This window comes from Streptomyces monomycini, from assembly GCF_022271435.1.
Taxonomy (GTDB): Bacteria; Actinomycetota; Actinomycetes; order Streptomycetales; family Streptomycetaceae; genus Streptomyces; species Streptomyces monomycini.
Genome location: NZ_JAFIQY010000013.1, coordinates 101,663 through 119,774 on the forward strand (window position 1 = coordinate 101,663; position 18,112 = coordinate 119,774).

The 18,112-nt window shown below is 71.2% G+C and carries 15 protein-coding genes; 12 read left to right on the forward strand and 3 right to left on the reverse strand.

Going from position 1 to position 18,112, the window contains the following annotated elements; translation table 11 throughout:
• Positions 1 to 88: 88 nt before the first annotated feature.
• Positions 89 to 634 carry a hypothetical protein gene (locus JXZ78_RS17445; RefSeq protein WP_030021834.1) on the reverse strand — a complete coding sequence of 182 codons (546 nt, stop codon included), beginning with the start codon at positions 632 to 634 and terminating at the stop codon, positions 89 to 91.
• A 182-nt stretch (positions 635 to 816) separates the two neighbouring features.
• Positions 817 to 1,131: a hypothetical protein gene (locus tag JXZ78_RS17450; protein ID WP_030021835.1), complete on the reverse strand. Its 315-nt coding sequence runs from the start codon at positions 1,129 to 1,131 to the stop codon at positions 817 to 819.
• Positions 1,132 to 1,580: 449 nt separating this feature from the next.
• On the opposite strand from JXZ78_RS17450, the gene JXZ78_RS17455 reads away from it, so the two are divergent.
• The 3 genes from JXZ78_RS17455 to JXZ78_RS17465 all read left to right on the forward strand — a co-directional run bounded on the left by JXZ78_RS17455 (position 1,581) and on the right by JXZ78_RS17465 (position 5,541).
• Complete coding sequence (locus JXZ78_RS17455) at positions 1,581 to 2,735, forward strand: right-handed parallel beta-helix repeat-containing protein (RefSeq protein WP_030021836.1); 1,155 nt, start codon at positions 1,581 to 1,583, stop codon at positions 2,733 to 2,735.
• Between the two features lie 210 nt (positions 2,736 to 2,945).
• The gene (locus JXZ78_RS17460) at positions 2,946 to 3,473 is read left to right on the forward strand and encodes a DUF4232 domain-containing protein (protein WP_030021837.1); all 528 of its coding nucleotides are present in this window, start codon (positions 2,946 to 2,948) and stop codon (positions 3,471 to 3,473) included.
• Between the two features lie 457 nt (positions 3,474 to 3,930).
• Positions 3,931 to 5,541, forward strand: a complete 1,611-nt coding sequence (locus JXZ78_RS17465) for a M4 family metallopeptidase (RefSeq protein WP_030021838.1) — start codon at positions 3,931 to 3,933, stop codon at positions 5,539 to 5,541.
• A gap of 170 nt (positions 5,542 to 5,711) precedes the next feature.
• On the opposite strand, the gene JXZ78_RS17470 is transcribed toward JXZ78_RS17465, so the two are convergent.
• Positions 5,712 to 6,170, reverse strand: coding sequence for a nuclear transport factor 2 family protein (locus tag JXZ78_RS17470; RefSeq protein WP_030021839.1), 459 nt, complete (start codon positions 6,168 to 6,170; stop codon positions 5,712 to 5,714).
• A gap of 100 nt (positions 6,171 to 6,270) precedes the next feature.
• Between JXZ78_RS17470 and JXZ78_RS17475 the strand changes: the two genes are divergently transcribed.
• From JXZ78_RS17475 to JXZ78_RS17515, 9 genes are all read left to right on the forward strand, one after another.
• A complete protein-coding gene (locus JXZ78_RS17475; RefSeq protein ID WP_030021840.1) occupies positions 6,271 to 6,858 on the forward strand; it encodes a TetR/AcrR family transcriptional regulator in 588 nt (195 codons plus the stop codon).
• A 471-nt stretch (positions 6,859 to 7,329) separates the two neighbouring features.
• A complete protein-coding gene (locus JXZ78_RS17480) occupies positions 7,330 to 7,578 on the forward strand; it encodes a hypothetical protein (RefSeq protein ID WP_030021841.1) in 249 nt (82 codons plus the stop codon).
• Positions 7,579 to 7,580: 2 nt separating this feature from the next.
• Entirely contained in the window at positions 7,581 to 7,793 is a 213-nt protein-coding gene (locus tag JXZ78_RS17485; RefSeq protein WP_030021842.1) for a hypothetical protein, read from the forward strand.
• A 480-nt stretch (positions 7,794 to 8,273) separates the two neighbouring features.
• Entirely contained in the window at positions 8,274 to 9,575 is a 1,302-nt protein-coding gene (locus JXZ78_RS17490; RefSeq protein ID WP_078624459.1) for an ATP-binding protein, read from the forward strand.
• A 127-nt stretch (positions 9,576 to 9,702) separates the two neighbouring features.
• The gene (locus tag JXZ78_RS17495) at positions 9,703 to 10,437 is read left to right on the forward strand and encodes a GntR family transcriptional regulator (RefSeq protein WP_050502707.1); all 735 of its coding nucleotides are present in this window, start codon (positions 9,703 to 9,705) and stop codon (positions 10,435 to 10,437) included.
• A gap of 240 nt (positions 10,438 to 10,677) precedes the next feature.
• Entirely contained in the window at positions 10,678 to 13,029 is a 2,352-nt protein-coding gene (locus tag JXZ78_RS17500; protein WP_030021845.1) for a collagenase, read from the forward strand.
• 313 nt (positions 13,030 to 13,342) lie between these two features.
• Positions 13,343 to 14,983: an APC family permease gene (locus JXZ78_RS17505; RefSeq protein ID WP_030021846.1), complete on the forward strand. Its 1,641-nt coding sequence runs from the start codon at positions 13,343 to 13,345 to the stop codon at positions 14,981 to 14,983.
• A gap of 169 nt (positions 14,984 to 15,152) precedes the next feature.
• On the forward strand, positions 15,153 to 16,760 hold the full coding sequence (locus tag JXZ78_RS17510) for a type III PLP-dependent enzyme domain-containing protein (protein ID WP_063726125.1): 1,608 nt from the start codon (positions 15,153 to 15,155) through the stop codon (positions 16,758 to 16,760).
• Positions 16,757 to 18,109, forward strand: coding sequence for a pyridoxal-phosphate dependent enzyme (locus JXZ78_RS17515; protein ID WP_030021848.1), 1,353 nt, complete (start codon positions 16,757 to 16,759; stop codon positions 18,107 to 18,109). Before JXZ78_RS17510 ends, JXZ78_RS17515 begins: the two co-directional genes overlap by 4 nt.
• Positions 18,110 to 18,112 lie beyond the last annotated feature (3 nt).

Here is an 18,112-nt window from a genome sequence, read left to right on the forward strand (position 1 = left end):
ATGTCGAGAGCCGGGTGCCGGGTGCCGGGCGCGGGCACCGCGCGTCAGCCGGCGGAGCCAGTTGAATCCGCTGATTCCGCCCGTGCGGCTACCTGATGAATTGAACGCTCTCGAATGACATCGCGTCCGCATGCTCCTCCTTGCGGAGAAAATGGTCAGCGGTGCCTTGGCACGCTTCCTCGCTGGTCCAGGTCTCAACCGTCTTGTTCGTCGCGTTGTAGACGAACCCGTCACTCCGGATCGTAAAACACGTATTACTACGGGGATTGTGCAGCGTCCGCGTGCGGCCGGCTTCCCGGAAACGGAAATAGCCCGAGCTCGGTCGCGTCCTGAAATTCACACTGCCGAACGTCGCCCGCGTTTCCTGACCGGGCTGCAACTTGCGCAGAATGTTCCCCGAGCAGTTCTTCGAGGCATAGATTTCCGCCTCGACGTCGGTCATGTTCCAGACGCGTCCGGAGGCCTGCAAATAGGTGTGGCAGGTACCGCCCGAGAAATCCCTGATGGTCTGGGCGGGGCCGGGTTCGGTGTATTCGAAGTAACCGGTCGTCGTAGCGGCAGGCGGCGCCGCCACCATGGTGAGCAGAAATGCCGCGGCCGCCACCGCGAGGGTGTTCCACCGTCGGTGCACCACTGCACCGCCTCCTTCTTCCGGAACGGGCACGGTTCCGCGTGCCCGTGAGGGTGCCCGCGAGGGCTGCCTATGAGGCCGCACCGCCCGGCCGGGCCGCGCCGGCCCGCTCCGACCACCCGGCACTCGGTGGAAGGGCAGGGCCGACGCGGCGGCGGCCGGAGCGGCGGGCTCGACGGGAGTGGCTAGCGGATGAATTCGGCGCTTCGGAACTCCACGTCCGCGCCATGCTGTCGCGGCCTCAGGAACTGGGTCGCGGTCCCCTCGCAGTCGTCCCTCGACGCATAGAGGGCGACCACCTTGTTGGTGCCGTTGTAGGCCCGGCCGTTCCCTTCGATCGTGTGGCAGGTATTGCTCCGCGGATTGTCGAGCTGTTCCTGCTGACCTGTAGGTGCGGTGTACAGGAAGAAGCCCGTTGTACTGAGGGCGGGTGTGGTCGCGCCGAGTGCGACCGCCGTCGCGATACCCAGGCCGGCGAGGATGCGGGGAATGCGCTTCATTCGAAGTCTCCTACTACGGGGGTGAACTGTGCCTGCCGCAGTAATTAAATTGGTCCGACGGTGACACCGGCAAGACAGCCGGGCGTCGCCAAAAGAGCGAGTTTACCGCCGCTCCGGTGTTATTTAATTCCGGAGCGACGAACACGGCGGACGCGGGTTTCGTACGTACCGGAGCATGCTCGGGATCGGGAATTCGCCGGCATAATCTCCCTGTCTCAATGTGAGACGACATTACGCATTCGCACGCGCCCCGCAGCCCCGGTCGCGCCCCAGACCCGTCACACGCGCCACACCCGTCACACCCACCCCCACCCCGCCGCACCCACCGCCGCCCCGCCTCCCCCACCACGGCAACCTTTCCCTCCGCAGCGGCGACAAGGACATGTGCGGCCCCGGGCAGCAAGCCCGGCCGGCCGCCGCTTCCGTCCCCCACGAGAGGATCAACTGCCGTGAGCAGCAGCACCGGCCGTCACCGCAGGACCCGTACCCTGACCGTCGCCACCGCCGTCGCCGTGACCGCCGGCGCGGGAGGTGCCTGGCTCGCGCTCGCCCCCGGTACGGCCGGGGCGGCCTCCCAGGCCGTCGTGGTCTCGACCACCGCGGCCCTCCAGGACGCCGTCGCGCGGGCCGCGGCCGGCACCACCATCCAGGTGCGCGGCGGTACGTACTACCCGACGCGCAGCCTCAAGAGCTCGGCCGACGGCAGGCCCACGGCCCGGATCACCCTCGCCGCGTACGGCAGCGAGAAGGTGCGGATCGACGGTTCGCAGCTGCCCGCCGGGTCCTGGCTGGCCGGGATATCCGGCGACTACTGGACCGTCCGGAACCTCACCTTCCAGAAGTCGCCCGCGCATGGCTTCGTCGTCACCTCCTCCACCGGCGGCGTCTTCGAGAACCTGGTGACCGCCGACAACGGCAACTCCGGCTTCACCCTGCGCGGCGCGGGAACCAACGACAACCTCGTACGGAACCTGGACAGTCACGGCAACTACGACCGGGCCACGCACGGCCAGAACGCCGACGGCATCGCCGTGAAGTTCGGTTCGGGCAGCGGAAACCGGATCACGGGGGCGCGGCTGTCCGACAACGCCGACGACGGACTGGACCTCTGGAAGTTCGCCGGCCCGGTCACCATCGAGCACACCTGGGCCTACGGCAACGGCAAGAACCGCTGGCACGACCCCGCCTTCGAGGGGAACGGCAACGGCTTCAAGCTGGGTGGCGGCGGTACGGTCGCCGCCCACACGGTGGTCAACAACGCGGCCTGGGACAACACGCTCCACGGCTTCACCGAGAACAGCAACCCCGGCGCCACCACTCTCCAGCGCAACACCGCGTACGCCAACAAGAAGGCGGGGTTCTACTTCGCCACGGGCAAGGCGCGGCTGGCGAAGAATCTGGCCGCCGCCAACGGCGACCGGCCCGCCAAGGTGGGCTCCTCCGCCGTGTCGGCCGGGAACAACTGGGACCGCGGCGTGGCGACGCCCGCGTTCCGGTCCACCGATGCCCGTACCGCGTACGGGCCCCGCCGGGCGGACGGCTCGCTCCCGGCGACCACCTTCCTGACCACCGGGAACGCGCCCATCGGGTCGACCATGAACTGACCGGGACGGCGCCCGCCCCGCCCCCGGCGTTAGCCGCGTGTTAGCCGTTCATCAGCGCCCGCACGCAGGGTGGAGTGCACGGGAACAAGGAAGGCCGTACCGGCCCGCCGCCCCGTCGGGGCACGTGTCGCATTGCGTGTAGGGGGCAGGCGGGTGGGTGCATCACGAGCGTTTTCCCCGGAATGCCGGGGAAGAGGGAGTTGATCGAACATGCGTGGTCTGCGTACCGCAGCCGCCGTTGCCGCTGCCGCCGCCCTGGCCGCCGGAGCGAGCGCGGGCGTCGCCTCCGCCGCCGGCACGAGGGCGTCCGGCGCCGAGGCCTGCCAGCCCGGGACACTGAAGGTCAGCACGACGGACGCGGGCGAGAGCCAGGCCGGCATGAACCACGCGGGCACCTACCTGCGGATGGAGAACGTCGGCAAGAGCACCTGCACGATATCCGGCTACCCGGGCCTGGCACTGGAGGGCGCGGGCCACACGGCGATCAAGACCACGGCGCGGCACGGTGACACGTACTTCGCCAAGGACCCGGGCGAGCACCCGGTCACGCTGAAGCCGGGCAAGAGCGCCTACGCCGACCTGGTGTGGACGCACACCGGCGCGAACACCGCGCACGCCAAGTACCTTCAGGTTTCGCCGCGGGGCGGCAATGGACACAATGTGCTCCCGTTCGACCAAGAAGTGGACAACGGCACGCTGTCCGTGACGGCCTGGTCGGCGAAGCTGCCCACTGCCTGAGGCGGGATCACGTAGCGGTACGGAGGCCCGGCGCCCGATGGCGGCGCCGGGCTTCCGGCGCGCGGTGCGGGCCGGCGTGCGTGCGGTGTCGGCGTACTCCGCGCCGGACCGAACGTCGGACCGGCGGACCGTCGGAACGCCGGACCGACAGAACGGCCGAGTGGCGAAGCGGCGGACCGTCGACACCCTTCCGTACGCACCTGGTCATCCACCCCACACCCCACGCGCCACAGACTGTTCACAAAAGCGGTCCGCAACCGACCAGAAATCGGCGACAAACAACCGCATTTCGGCAAACCCCCTGTGAAATCCTTGTTGAAGACCTGACAAAGACGGTCAGGTGATGGCACTCTCCTCTCGATTCACTCCTGCACCACCGGGCGGCCCGACAGGGCTGCCCTCCCCCTCATTCGGGCCGCAACCGTACGGTCCGCGCTAGGAGACTGAGTTGAGACGCATGACCTCCACCCCCCGCAAGTACACCCTCCGTGCCGCAGCCCTGGTCGCCTCCGCCGCGATGGTCGCGGTCACCGTCCAGACCGGGTCGGCGACCGCGCAGCCCGACGCCGTGACCGGCGCCGAGGCCGTCGCGCTGTCCGCGCAGCAGCGCGTGACCGCGATCAAGAGCGCGCAGGCCGAAGCCGCCGGCACCGCGCAGCGGATCGGCCTCGGCGGTCAGGAGAAGCTCGTCGCCCGCGATGTCATCAAGGACGCGGACGGCACGGTGCACACGCGCTACGAGCGCACGTACGAGGGCCTGCCGGTCCTCGGCGGGGACCTGGTCGTCCACGAGAAGAAGAACGGCACCCGCACGGTCGACAAGGCGACGCAGGCCAAGATAGCCGTGTCCACCACGGACGCCGCCCAGCCGGCCGCCACCGCCAAGAAGAGCGCGCTGTCCGCCTCCGCCGCCGAGAAGAACACCAAGGCCGAGGCCAAGGACGCGCCGCGCAAGGTGATCTGGGCCGCCTCCGGCAAGCCCGTCCTGGCGTACGAGACCGTGGTGACCGGCGTCCAGAAGGACGGCACGCCCAGCGAGCTGCACGTCATCACCGACGCGAAGACCGGGGCCAAGCTCTTCCAGGACGAGACGATCGAGACCGGTACGGGCACCAGCTCGTACAGCGGCACCGTCCCGCTCACCACCACCAAGAGCGGCAGCACCTACAACCTCACCGACGGCGCCCGCGGCCAGCACAAGACGTACGACCTGCGCCAGGGCACGTCCGGCACCGGCACGCTCTTCACCGACGCGGACGACAAGTGGGGCGGCGGCCGCCAGACCGCGGCCGTCGACGCGCACTACGGTGCGGCGGTGACCTGGGACTACTACAAGAACGTCCTCGGCCGCAACGGCATCCGCAACGACGGCAAGGGCGCCTACTCCCGCGTCCACTACGGCAACGGCTACGTCAACGCCTTCTGGCAGGACTCCTGCTTCTGCATGACGTACGGCGACGGCCAGAACAACAGCAACCCGCTGACCGCGCTGGACGTGGCCGCCCACGAGATGAGCCACGGTGTCACCGCCGCCACCGCCAAGCTCAACTACAGCGGCGAGTCCGGCGGTCTGAACGAGGCCACGTCCGACATCTTCGGCACGGCGGCCGAGTTCTACGCCAACAACGCGACCGACAAGGGCGACTACCTCATCGGCGAGAAGATCGACATCAACGGTGACGGCACGCCGCTGCGCTACATGGACAAGCCCTCCAAGGACGGCGCGTCCAAGGACTACTGGTCCTCGTCGCTGGGCGGCGTCGACGTGCACTACTCCTCGGGCCCGGCGAACCACTGGTTCTACCTGCTGTCCGAGGGCAGCGGCAGCAAGACGATCAACGGCGTGACCTACAACAGCCCGACCTACGACAACTCGAAGGTCACCGGCATCGGCCGCGGCAAGGCCGAGAAGATCTGGTACCGCGCGCTGACCACGTACTTCACCTCGACCACGAAGTACGCGGGCGCCCGCACCGGCACGCTGAAGGCCGCCGCCGACCTGTACGGCGCCTCCAGCACCGAGTACAAGACGGTCGCGGCCGCCTGGACCGCGATCAACGTCAGGTGAACCCCGTGAACGCCATGTGACACCGGTCCCGGCGCGCCCGTCGTCGTCAGCGGCGCGCCGGGACCACCGCACGGCTCCGCTCCGCCGGGCCGGGACTCCGGTACACCCGGCTCCCGGCCCGGCGGAGCGCGTCGCGGTGCCGGAGACCGCGTGGGCTCAGGTCGCCGGACTCACCGGACCGGGATCAGGGTCCGGGCCTCCTCGGCCGGCCGCGGTCCGAAGATCCGCCGCTCCGCCTCGCTGATCCGTACGTCGTTGATGCTCGCCTCGCGGCGCCGCATCAGGCCCTCGCCGGTGAACTCCCACAGTTCGTTGCCGTAGCCGCGCCACCACTGGCCGGTGGCGTCGTGGCACTCGTACTGGAACCGCACCGCGATCCGGTCGTCCTGGAAGGACCACAGTTCCTTGCGCAGGGCGTAGTCGAGCTCCCGGGACCACTTCTCGCGGAGGAAGGCCGTGATCTCGGCGCGGCCGGTGAGAAAAGTGTCCCGGTTCCGCCAGACCGTGTCCTCGGTGTAGGCGAGGGCCACCTGTTCGGGGTCGCGGGTGTTCCAGGCGTCCTCGGCGGCCTGGACCTTCCGCAGGGCGCTCTCCCGGTCGAACGGCGGGAGCGGGGGGCGTGGCGTCATGACGGACTCCTTGCAGGAGGAACCACACGGAGAACGGTCGTTCTCCGCATCCTCCGCTACTCTAGAGAACGATCGTTCTCGGCGAAAGCGGGAGGCCCTCGTGCACCAGGAAGAAGCCCGGGTACGGCTGCTCGACGCCGCCGAGGAACTGTTCTACGCCCGCGGCATCCAGGCCGTGGGCATGGACGAGATCCGTGCCGCGTCCGGCGTGTCCCTCAAGCGGCTCTACCAGTCCTTCCCCTCCAAGCACGAGCTGGTGGAGTCCTGCCTCCGGCACCGCGACGAGCGCTGGCGCGCGGCCCTGGCCGGCCACGTGAAGGAGCACGCCGCCACGCCCGAGGACGCGCCGGCGGCCGTCTTCGACTGGCTGCACGCCTGGTTCACCACGCCGGGTTTCCGGGGTTGCGCCTTCATCAACGCCTTCGGCGAGCTGGGCGCGGTCTCCGAAGGGGTGGCCCGCGCCGCGCGCGACCACAAGGACGCCGTGTACGCGTACGTCTTCGGCCTCGTACGGGAGCTGCCGGCCGGCGATCCGGCCGCGCTGGCCGAGCAGTTGACGCTGCTGATCGACGGCGCCATCACGACGGCCACGATCAACGGCGACCCGGACACGGCTCTGCGCGCCCGCGATGCCGCCGTGACACTGGTGAGGGCGGCGACGGGACCGCGGGGGGAATCAAGCGCATGAGGCCTTGAGGTCCTGAGGTCCTGAGTCACGCCCCCGAGACAGGGGACAACGCGCTCCTCGGACCATGCTTTGGGGAAAGCTTCGGCACGCCGTGCTTATCCGGAAACAGAAACGGAACACCGCGTTTCCCGACCCCCGCACTTCGGCCTCCGTCACGTCCGGTACCGCATCACACCCGGTATCGCATCACACCCGGTACCGCGTCGCGCCCGGTACTGCCTCACGCCCGGCACTGCGTCACGCGCGGCAGCCGCGGATTCCTTCGTCGGGCGTAGCCGGTCAGTCCGCCGCATTCGCCGCGTCCACGCGGCTGCGCCAATTCCTCGGTGAAGTGCGCGATGAATTCGGCCTTCCTCTTGTCCGGCCGCCGGACACCCGTGACGCTTGCCGTCCCGCCCTCACCTGCGGGGTTCTCCCCGTGCGTACGGACGGGAAATCCGAGCACGAGTTCTACGGACCGAGGAGCACGGCATGGCGTGGACCGCCGGAGGTGGCACCATCGCACCGGGTGCCACACAGGAATGGACGTTCGACTGGGGCGGCAACGGGGACGTCGGCCCGCAATTGATTCAGGCTCGCCCGCTCAACCCCAACGGGCTCTTGTTCACCACGGAGATCGGTGAAGTGCTGGACGGCAACAACCACCTTTCCTACCGGGCCCGGGTCCGTAATGCCGGGCCCCTGACCGTCACCTTCCAATGGCGCGGCGGGAGCGTGTAGCCATGGCCACGATTCAGGTACTGCTCGACGAATCGGGCGCGATCGTGGGCACCACGCAGGGCCCCGACTCCGCCTCCGGCGAATCCGCCCCGGAACAGGTGGGGCTCGTGGCCGGGCCGGGTCAGCAGCTGGTCGAGGTCGAGGTCGCCGACGCGCTGCTGGAGGGCTCTCCGGCGGAGCTCCACACCCATCTCCGGACCAACCTGCTCGGCTGAGGCACGGAAACGGACAACCGGCAGGAAAAGCAGGCGCGGCCCCCGGTTCAGGCCGGGGCCGCGTTCCGCTGCGGTCCGCCGGGCGGGACAGGCGGGGCGGGCGGGACAGGCGGGACGGGCCCCTCCGGCGGTCGGCCGCCGTCGCCACAGGCAGTGACGACACCGTTCACCCTCTTATGAGCAGTCGTTACGCGATCGCCGGATTGCCGCAACGGAGGGGAGCCAACATCATTCGACGTAGGGTTTTCCTCCTGGCCCGCGCCCCGAACCATCGACTGGAAACACTGTGCACCTCCCCCGCTCCCGGCCGTTCCCCGGGCGGACCCGGGCCCGTACACCTGTACTCGCAGAGGTGCCCGTGGCCGCCGCGCCCTCACAGGCCACACGGTGAGCGCCGGCCAGCCGGGGGCCGGCACGCACCGGTGGCGGCGTCTGCCTTCCTGGACGGCGACGCTGCGGTGGAAGGCCGCGCTGTTCATCATGGTGATGTGCTGCTTCCTGGCCGCGGTCCTCGGCGTGCTGGTCCACGTCCTGGTCAGCCGGCAGAGCGAGGAGCAGGCACGGAACGCGGCCCTGGACCGGCTGGACTCGGTGGTCGAGACGTACGTGGCCGGGGAACCGCTCAGCCATGACGCGCGCCTGGACCCGCCGGGCCTGCCGCCCGCGCTGCGCGACATGGCACGGCGGGGCGAGCGCGGCACCCAGCTCGGCGAGCGCGGCGGGCGCCCCACGATGTGGGCGGTGACCCCCGCCGACAGCAGGGTTCTGGCCGTCGGCCAGGACTACAGCCAGCGGGCGGCGGTCATCAGCGGGCTCGACCAGGCCATCATCGGGTCGTCGGCCGTCGCCATCACCCTGACGCTCGTCGTCGGCCTCTACGCCACCAGGAGCGTCACCCGGCGTCTGCACCGCACCGCGCAGGTGGCGCGCCGGATCAGCGACGGCGATCTCGACGCGCGGGTGGACGATCCTCGCGCGCAGTGCCCCGGGTACGCGCGGGACGAGACCGCCGCCGTGGCCGCCGCACTCGACGCGATGGCCGCAAGCCTGCAGAGCAAGCTGCACAGCGAGCAGCGGTTCACCGCCGACGTCGCCCACGAGCTGCGCACCCCGCTCACCGGTCTGCACGCCGCCGCCGAGCTGCTGCCCGCCGGGCGGCCCACCGAGATGGTGCAGGAGCGCGTCCAGGCCATGCGGCGGCTGACCGAGGACCTGCTGGAGATCTCCCGGCTGGACGCGGAGGTGGAGCGCGCCGATCTCGACGTGCACCTGCTCGGGCCGCTGGCCGAGCGCGCGGTACGGGCCACCGGACGCACGGCGGAGGTCCGGGTGGTACGGGACTGCCGGGTGGAGACCGACCAGCGGCGGCTGGAGCGCGTCCTGGGCAACCTCGTCGCCAACGCGCACAAGCACGGCCGTCCGCCGGTGGTCCTGACCGTCGACGGGCCGGTGGTCACGGTGCGCGACCACGGGGACGGCTACCCCGACGAGCTGCTGGCCGAAGGACCCCAGCGCTTCCGCACCCGGCCCGGGAAGGGCCGGAAGGGCGGCGGGCACGGCCTCGGGCTGACGATCGCCGTCGGGCAGGCCCGCGTCCTCGGTACGACCCTGCGCTTCTCCAACGCCCCCGACGGTGGCGCCGTCGCCGAACTCACCGTCCGCCTGCCGGACACGGACCGGCGTCCCGCGACGGACAGCACTTCTCCGGCGGGGGACGATCAGCGCGGCGACACACCGCTGCCTCCGGGGGCGGACGCTCCGCAAGGGCCGCAGGAACACTGAGGGCGTTGCGGACGGATCGGCCCAACAGGACCCGTCTGTCCGCACCTTGACGTAACGTCACCGGTACGCTGGACACCTGCCCGACGCCGGTACGGAGCCCCCGCGAGGGGCCCACCCAGGGAGCGATGTGAAGCACCTCGGACCGATCACCGGCCAGGAGCGGCTGCGCGACCGTGCGGCGCACGCCCTGCGCGCCGCGCTGATCGCCGGCGAACTGCGCCCCGGCACCGTGCACTCCGCCCCGGCGCTCGCCGCCGGATTCGGCATCTCGGCGACGCCCGTACGGGAAGCGATGCTCGACCTGGCACGGGAGGGGCTGGTCGAGCCGGTGCGCAACAAGGGGTTCCGGGTCACCGAGGTGAGCGAGCGCGATCTCGACCAGTTCGCGGAGATCCGTGCCCTGATCGAGGTGCCGACCGTGGGCCGGGTGGTCCGGCTGGCCGCCCGTGACCAGCTGGCCGCGCTGCGTCCGCTCGCCGAGGAGATCGTCCGCGCCGCGCGCGACCACGACCTCATCGGCTATCTGGAAGCCGACCGCCGCTTCCACCTGGGCTTTCTGGCGCTCTCGGGCAACGCGCGGCTCGTGGAGACCGTCGGCGACCTGCGCAAGCGCTCCCGCCTGTACGGGCTGACCGGTCTCGACGAGCGCGGCGAGCTGCTGCCTTCGGCGCAGGAGCACCTGGAGCTGCTGGACCTGGCGCTGGCGGGCGACGCCACGGGGGCGGAGGCGTGCATGGCGCGCCATCTGGGGCACGTGAGGTCACTGTGGGCGCGGCCCGGGGACGAGCCTGCCGGGCGACACGCCGTGCGGGGCGGTCGGAGGACGGCCGCGGCCCGGGCCCGTACGGCTTCGGGGTCCTGAGAGCGGCTGCGGGCGAGGTCCGGGCCGGCAGGGGGCGGGGCGTCCGGGGACGACGGGCCGGAGCGCTGAGCAGCCGGGGGGCCGAAAGGCGTATCCGACGGGTTGTCAGTGCAATGTCACATTACTAGGTTACGGGGCGCACAGCGGCCCGATGTGGCGTCAACTCCCGTATGTGACACGCCAGTTGCGCGGCCGCGTGTGCGCGTACGTGCCGTACACGCCTCTCCACAGGAGCAGCCGGTGTTTCCGTTACGCACTGTGTGCAAGGGCCTGCTCAGCGCCGCTCTGTCGGTGGGACTCGCCCTCCCCGCGGCCCAGGCCGCCCAAGGCGCGGCACCCGCCCGGCCACCGGCCGCCGCGACGGCCTCCCCGGTAGCGGCCTTCCCGGTAGCGGCCTCCCCCCGCGGACCGGACGGCAGCGGCACCGACCGGGCCGCCCGATTCGCCGACGCCCCCGACCGGGCGGCGCGGGACCTCCCGCCCGGCAACGGCCGCGTCCCCCGGGGCCGTCCCCCCGGCGACCTGCTGCGGGACACTTCCGACGCGCCCCACCGCCCGAGCACCACGACCCCCTGCACCCTGGACGCGCTGACCCGCCTCGGCCCGGACGCCCTCGCCGGCTTCCTCACCGATCCGGCCGTCACCGTCGAGGGCTGTCTGCGCGGCCTGATCTGGACCTGGGACGCGCGGCTCGCCCCCGTGATGTCGCGGGCGCACGTACAGGCCGTGTCCCGCCGGGTCGGCGCGCTCGCGCCGGGGCATGACGCGACGGACGCCACCCACCTGTACGAGCTGTTCACCTACCTGCACGCCGTCGTCTACCACGACTTCTCGCGCGGCGAGATCGATGTGACGGACGCGCCCACGGTCGGGGCGATGCGGGCGGCCGTCGCCGCGTACGGGACCGCGGCCCGCACCTTCGAGCCCACCCGGCACAACGCCGAGACGCTGCGGGAAGCCCTCACGACGGCGAGCGCGCCCGGGCTGCGCCAGCACCAGCTTCCGCTGGTCGTCAGGGTTCTCGGCACCATGGGGCCCGGCAAGCCGACCGCCACGGACCCGGTGTGGGGCGGCGCCGCCCTCGCCGCCCTCACCGTCAACTACCTCGGCGTGTACCCCGGCAACAACGACACCGCCTTCCGGGCGGCCGTCACCGCCGACGCCGGGTACCGCGCCGCCTTCCGCGCCTTCTCCGGACACACGCACCTGAAGGGGACGGTGAACGCCTGGGTGGTGCGCGACGCCCTGGGCGAGTACGGCCGCTTCGGGCAGATCGAGGAACTCAAGCCCGCCGTCGTCAGTGACCTCGGCGCGCTGCTGACCGTCGCGGAAACCAACTTCGGCCGCCGCAGCGCGCCTTGGGCCGGTGTGGCGGGCTGGCTGAACTACTACGGCGTCTGCGCGCGGTACGCCATCTGCCTCCCGCAGATCGAGCGCGAGATCTACCCGCACACGTACACCTACGACCGGGGCGCCCTCGAAGTCCGTACCGCACTCGACCGGACCACCGTCGACCAGCTCTACTACGCGAGCAAGAAGGTCAGATCCCAGTTCTTCCGGGTGCTCGGCACGGACACGCCGCTGGCCGGTGACGCCAACGCCACGCTGCACGTCCACCTGTACGCGTCCCGGTCCGAGTACGAGATCATGCACCCGCTGCTGACCGGCATGGGCACCGACAACGGCGGTGTCTACATCGAGAACGGGGCGACCTTCTACACGTACCAGCGGCGCGTGCCGCAGGACTCCACCCTCACCCTCGAAGAGCTGTTCCGGCACGAGTACACCCACTACCTGAACGGCCGCTGGGCCGTACCGGGCAGCTTCGGTGACGCGCCCTGGTACACCGGCGACCTCACCACGGCCATGGACGAGGGGACGGCCGAGTTCTTCGCCGGGGGCACCCGCGACGACGGGATACGGGTACGCAAATCGCTGGTCGCGGGCGTCATCGCGGACACGGCCGGCGGCGGCCCGCGGATGAGTGTCGACCGGCTGCTGCACGCCACGTACGCCGGCGACGGCTTCCGCTTCTACCACTACGCCGGCACCTTCTTCGAGTTCCTGTGGCAGCAGCGCCCGTCGCTGATCCGGGAGATGTACGGCTACCAGCGCGCCGACGACCCGAAGGGGTTCGACGCCTGGCGGAGCAGGCTGGGCGCGGACAGTGCGCTCCAGCGGGCGTACGACGCGTTCCTCGACGCGCGGATCGCCGAGGTCGACGACCTGTACGTGCCCCGCACCACCTTCCACCCGGTCGCCTCGCTGCGCTTCGCCGAGGCGTCCGAGGTCCGGGCGGCCCTCGCCACCGCCACGTCCCTCACCCCGGCATGCACGGGCAGCGGCGAGACGGCCGGCCGGGCCCGCTTCACCTGCACCGGCCGGATCACCGCCAACCTCGCCGACGCCCGCGACCCCGACCGGGTGTTCGCCGACATGTCGGAGACCGTCGACTACTTCCTGCTGGACCGGGCCGGTGCCGCGGCCGACAACCTCGCCGACATGGACTGCTTCTTCGGGGCCGTGGACGTCTGGTCCGACGGCCGGGCCGGGAGCGCGTCCTACACGTGTGAGGGCCCGCTGCGCAGCTGACCGGCGGGCGGCGGGGCGCGGAAAGACAGTTCACGCCCCGTCTCACGCCCCCGATCAGGCGGCGTTTCGAACAACCGCACGTAGATTTCACACAGCCGTAATCTCCCTTCCTCCCGGCAGGCGTGCCACCGAGGTTGCCGCCGGAGCCCTCCCCTCCCGACCGGGCATTTCGGACACCCGAGGCCCGGCCGTGCGTGGTGACGTGCGTCCGCACCGCGTCGGAACGGCAGAATCCGCAGGGGCACGCAACCGCGGGTACGCCCCGCGCCCGTGCGGCGTGCGCCGCCGGTAGGGACGTCAGGGAGGAAGTTCGGTGTCGGAACGGCAGGTGACGGGTGAGGTCGACGAGGCCGGTGCGCCCGTGGTGGCACAGGAGCGCCGATTGCGCCGCGACCTGGGGTTCTGGGGGCTCACCGCGATCGGCTTCTCGAACATCGTGGGGTCCGGCTGGCTGTTCGCCGCGCTGTACGCGGCCCAGACGGCGGGCCCCGCGTCCCTGCTGTCCTGGATCGGCGCGGGCCTGCTGTGCGGCCTGGTCGCCCTGGTCATGATCGAGCTGGGCGCGTCGCGGCCCGAGGGCGGCGGCACGGTCCGCTGGCCGCTGTTCGCCAGCGGCCGGCTGGTCGGCACCCTGGTGGGCTGGTCGGTGCTGCTCTCGGTGGGCGGCACCGCGGCCGAGATCAGCGCGATCATGCAGTACGCCGCGCACTACGTGCCGGGGCTCTACAGCGGCCACACCCTGACCCTGACCGGGGTGGGCGTCGCCGCCGCGCTCAGTGTGGTGCTGACGGCGCTGAACTGGTACGCGGTGCGGCTGTTCGCCCGGCTGAACAACCTGATCTCGGTGTTCAAGATCGCGGTGCCGGTGATCACCGTCGTCGCGCTGATCGCCTCCGGCTGGCACGACGGGCGCCTGACCGACCACGGCGGCTTCGCGCCGTACGGGTACGCCGCCTGCCTGACCGCGCTGGCCGGCGGCGGCATCGTCTACTCGGTCAACGGCTTCCAGGCGCCGCTGGACTTCTCCGGCGAGGCCCGCAACCCACGCAAGACCATCCCGGCGGCCGTCCTGACCGGCATCGGTCTGGCCGTCGCCATGTACCTGGCCCTCCAGGTGGCGTTCCTGTTCACCGTCCCCGAGAGTGTGCTCGGCGGCGGCTGGAAGGGCGTCTCCTTCGAGTCCCCGTTCGGCCAGCTGGCGTTGATCCTCAACCTGCACTGGCTGTCCAGCCTGCTGTACGCGGACGCGGTGATCTCCCCCGGCGGCTCGGCGTACGTGGGCGTGGCCATCAACGCCCGGCACACCTACGCGCTCGCCAAGAACCGCACGATCCCCCGGTTCTTCATGAAGGTCAACGAGCGGTTCGGGGTGCCGCGCCGGGCGCTGGCGATCAACCTCGCGGTGATCGTGATCTTCCTGCTGCCGTTCGGCGGCTGGCAGGACATCGTGAGCGTGATGGGCAACATGTATCTGCTGATCTACGGCGCCTCCGCGGTCGCGGCGGCGGTCTTCCTCGCCGATCCGGGGAGCAGCACGACCGGCTGGGTTCCGGGGCTGCGCTGGATCGCGCCCGTCAGCTTCGTGGTGGCCAGCGAGTTCGTGTACTGGTCGGGCTGGCACACCCTGCGCCTGGCCCTGCCGCTGGTCCTCGCCGGACTGCTGATCTTCCTGGCCATGCGGCGCTCCGGGAACGGCCCGGCGGACGCCGTCGGCGACCGGGACGGCGCCGGGCGGCGGCTGCCGCTGCTCACCGAACTGCGCACCGGCGCCTGGCTGGTGACGTACCTGGCGGTGCTGACCGTGCTGTCGTGGCTGGGCAGTTTCGGGGGCGCCGCCCGGCTGCCGGCCCCCTACGACTCGCTGGCCGTGGCGGCCTTCGCGGTCGTGATCTTCTTCTGGGCCGTGCGGTCCGGCGTCCGGCATCTGACGGAGTCACGTACCGCCACCGGGTGACCGGCGACGGAACGGCCGCGGGCCGGGGCGGACCGGCGGCGGACCGGCAGCGGAGAGATGTCGGGGAGGTGGCGGGCAGGCGGCGGGGAGCCGGTGCCCGTGGCCGGTCCGCCCCGGCCGGTTCGGCGGATGAGGTGGCCTGGGGTCCGTACCGGGGGAAGTATTGCGTATGGACGTTCCCTTGTACCTCGAACCGCGGTTGGAGTCCCGGCTGGCGTCCCTGCTGCGCGCAAGGACGTTTCTGCATACCCTCGCGGGCGGGCTCGGGTCGCCGCTGAACGTCGTGTTACCGGACCGCATGGCCGAGAACCTGGCCGCCTTCCGGGCGGTCTACCGCCGGCACTACCTGAGCGGCGGCATCTTCTTCGCACACAAGGCGAACCGTTCCAGCGCCCTGGTACGGCGGCTCGCCGCCACGGAAGCCGCCGTGGACGTCGCCTCCCTCGGCGAACTCCAGCACGCCCTGGGCTCCGGATTCGTACCGGACCGCGTCATGGCGACCGGGCCGAAGAACCCGGAGTTCCTGTGGCTGGCGGCCCGTTCGGGCACCACCGTGAACATCGACAGCCCGGTGGAACTGGACGAACTCGCCGCCCTGGTGAGGGATTACGGCCTCCCCCGCACCCGCATCCTGCTGCGGCTCTCCGGCTTCTGCACCCCCGGTGTCCGGCTGCTGACCCGGCAGAGCCGTTTCGGCACGGCCGAGGCGGAGCTGGACGGCCTGCTGAAGTCGGTGGAACGCCACCGCGACGCGGTGGAGCTGACCGGTGTGGGCTACCACCTCGACACGACCAGCCCGGCCGAGAAGGCGGTGGCCCTCGAAGGGTGCGTCAAGGCCCTGGACACCTGCCGGGCCCGGGGCTTCACCCCGCGCGCCGTCGACATCGGCGGCGGCTTCGGCACCGACTACCTCGCCGACGGCGCGCAGTGGCAGCGGTACACGACGGAGCTGACCAACGCCGCGCTCGGCACCCGCCCGCCCATGACCTGGCGCCGCCACACCTACGGGCTGCGCAACGAGAACGGCACACTGCGCGGCGCCCTCGCGCTGTACCCGGCCCACCGGCCGACCGCCGGTGCCCAGTACCTGGACGCGCTCCTCTCGCTCCCCGCTCCCTCCTTGGGCCGCCCGCTGGCCACGCTGCTGCTGGAGAACCTGTACGAGCTGCACACGGAGCCCGGGCGCGCGCTGGTGGACCAGTGCGGGGTCACGCTGGCGCGGGTGCTGGAGGTACGCCGTACGGAAGCCACGGACCGCACGGAACCCTCGGACCGTGGGGAATCCACGGACCGTAGGGAATCCACGGACGACCGTGCGGACAACGCCGACCGGGCAGAGGCCGCCGACCGTACGGGCCCCGGCCACCTCCTGGTGCGTCTGGACGCGAACGCCGACGACATCGGCCTGGAGGAGCACGGCGTCCTGGTCGACCCGGTCCTCGTCCCCCGTGCCGCGCCGGGCGGTGCCCCGGACGCCGGGCCGGTGACCTGCTACCTCGCGGGCAACCTCTGCCTGGAGGCCGACATGATCACGCGGCGCGCGGTCCATCTGCCGAGCGCTCCGCACCCCGGGGACCTGCTGGCTTTCGCGAACACCGCCGGATACTGCATGGACTTCAGCGCGGACGAGGCCCAGCAGCAGCCCGTCGCCCGCAAGGTCGCCGTATGGCAGGACGGGCCGGCCGACGGCACCGGCCGGGAGGACACCTCCTGGCACTGGTGCCTGGACGAACAGTACTGGCCGCACGTGAACCGCCGGAGGAAAGGGTCTGCATGAGGTTCGAGCGCATCACCGACGCCATCGGAAACACCCCGCTCGTACGCATCGATCCGTCCGTGCACGGCCTGCGCACCATCGATCTGTACGCGAAGCTGGAGATGCTCAACCCGTTCGGTTCGGTCAAGGACCGGGCGGCCTGGAACATGGTGCGCGCGGGGCTGCCCGCCGCCGCTGCCGAGGACCGTACGGTCATCGAGCTGTCCAGCGGCAACACGGCCAAGGCGCTGGTCGTCCTCGCCGGTATGCACGGGGTGCCGTTCAAGACCGTCACGAACCGGATGCGCATACCGGAGATCAAGGACCTCCTCCTGCTGCTGGGCGCGGAGGTCGAGGAGCTGCCGGGGCAGACCGAATGTCTCGATCCGACCAACACCGACGATCCGCTGACCCACTTCCATCAGACGCTCACCGAGCCGGGCAGCGCCTATCTGTACACGGATCAGTATTACAACGACCGCAACACCCAGGCCCATGTGGAGGGCACCGGCCCGGAGATCCTCAAGGATCTGGACGGCCGGGCGCCGGACTGGTTCATCGCCTGTGTGGGCACGGCAGGCTCGTCCACCGGGGTGGCCCGGGTGCTGCGGGAGCACGACCCCCGGGTGGAGGTGGTCGGGCTGGTCTCGCACAAGGCGGACTTCGTGCCGGGCATCCGCACCATCGACGAGGTGCAGGAGGTCGGCCTGTTCGACCCGGGTACGTACGGCACGATCGCCTCCGTCACCGCCGACGAGGCGATCGACGGGATGCTGACGCTGGCCCGGCGGTGCGGCATCCTGGCCGGTCCGACCAGCGGGGCCGCGTACTTCGGTGCCGTACGCCATCTGCGGGAGCTGGACGACGGCCCGGCGCCGGGCCGCGACTCCGATCCGGACCGCCCGGCGGGACGCCGGACCGCCGTGTTCATCGTGTGCGACCGCATCGAGAGCTATCTCGGATACGTACGGCAACGGCGGCCCGAGCTGCTGGGCCGGCCGCCGCAGCCGAACTCCGTCGCCACCCTCTCCGACGCCGAGGTGCGCGGGGCGCCGGACATCGACGTCGAGGAGGCCCGCCGGTGGATCGAGCACGACCGGCCGCTCGTCGTGGACCTGCGCAGCCCGTTCGCCTACACCGCGCTGCACATCGCCGGGTCGGTCAACATCGTCGACGAGCTGTTCGGTGAACTGGTACGCGGCGGGCTGCCGTTCAGCAAGAGCCGGCCCGTGCTGCTGGCCTGCCCGGTGGGCGAGCAGTCCGCCAAGTACGCCGCGCTGCTGGCGCGCATGGGCCACCCCGACGTCCGCAGTCTGCGCGGCGGAATCATCGCCTGGCGCGACGCGGGCGCTCCGCTGATACGGGAGTGACAG

Coding starts and splice junctions, on each gene's coding strand:
- JXZ78_RS17490 (WP_078624459.1), top strand. CDS start 8,274: ATGGTGATGTGCTGCTTCCTGGCCGCGGTCCTCGGCGTGCTGGTCCAC.
- JXZ78_RS17465 (WP_030021838.1), top strand. CDS start 3,931: ATGACCTCCACCCCCCGCAAGTACACCCTCCGTGCCGCAGCCCTGGTC.
- JXZ78_RS17480 (WP_030021841.1), top strand. CDS start 7,330: ATGGCGTGGACCGCCGGAGGTGGCACCATCGCACCGGGTGCCACACAG.
- JXZ78_RS17470 (WP_030021839.1), bottom strand. CDS start 6,170: ATGACGCCACGCCCCCCGCTCCCGCCGTTCGACCGGGAGAGCGCCCTG.
- JXZ78_RS17515 (WP_030021848.1), top strand. CDS start 16,757: ATGAGGTTCGAGCGCATCACCGACGCCATCGGAAACACCCCGCTCGTA.
- JXZ78_RS17485 (WP_030021842.1), top strand. CDS start 7,581: ATGGCCACGATTCAGGTACTGCTCGACGAATCGGGCGCGATCGTGGGC.
- JXZ78_RS17460 (WP_030021837.1), top strand. CDS start 2,946: ATGCGTGGTCTGCGTACCGCAGCCGCCGTTGCCGCTGCCGCCGCCCTG.
- JXZ78_RS17450 (WP_030021835.1), bottom strand. CDS start 1,131: ATGAAGCGCATTCCCCGCATCCTCGCCGGCCTGGGTATCGCGACGGCG.
- JXZ78_RS17510 (WP_063726125.1), top strand. CDS start 15,153: ATGGACGTTCCCTTGTACCTCGAACCGCGGTTGGAGTCCCGGCTGGCG.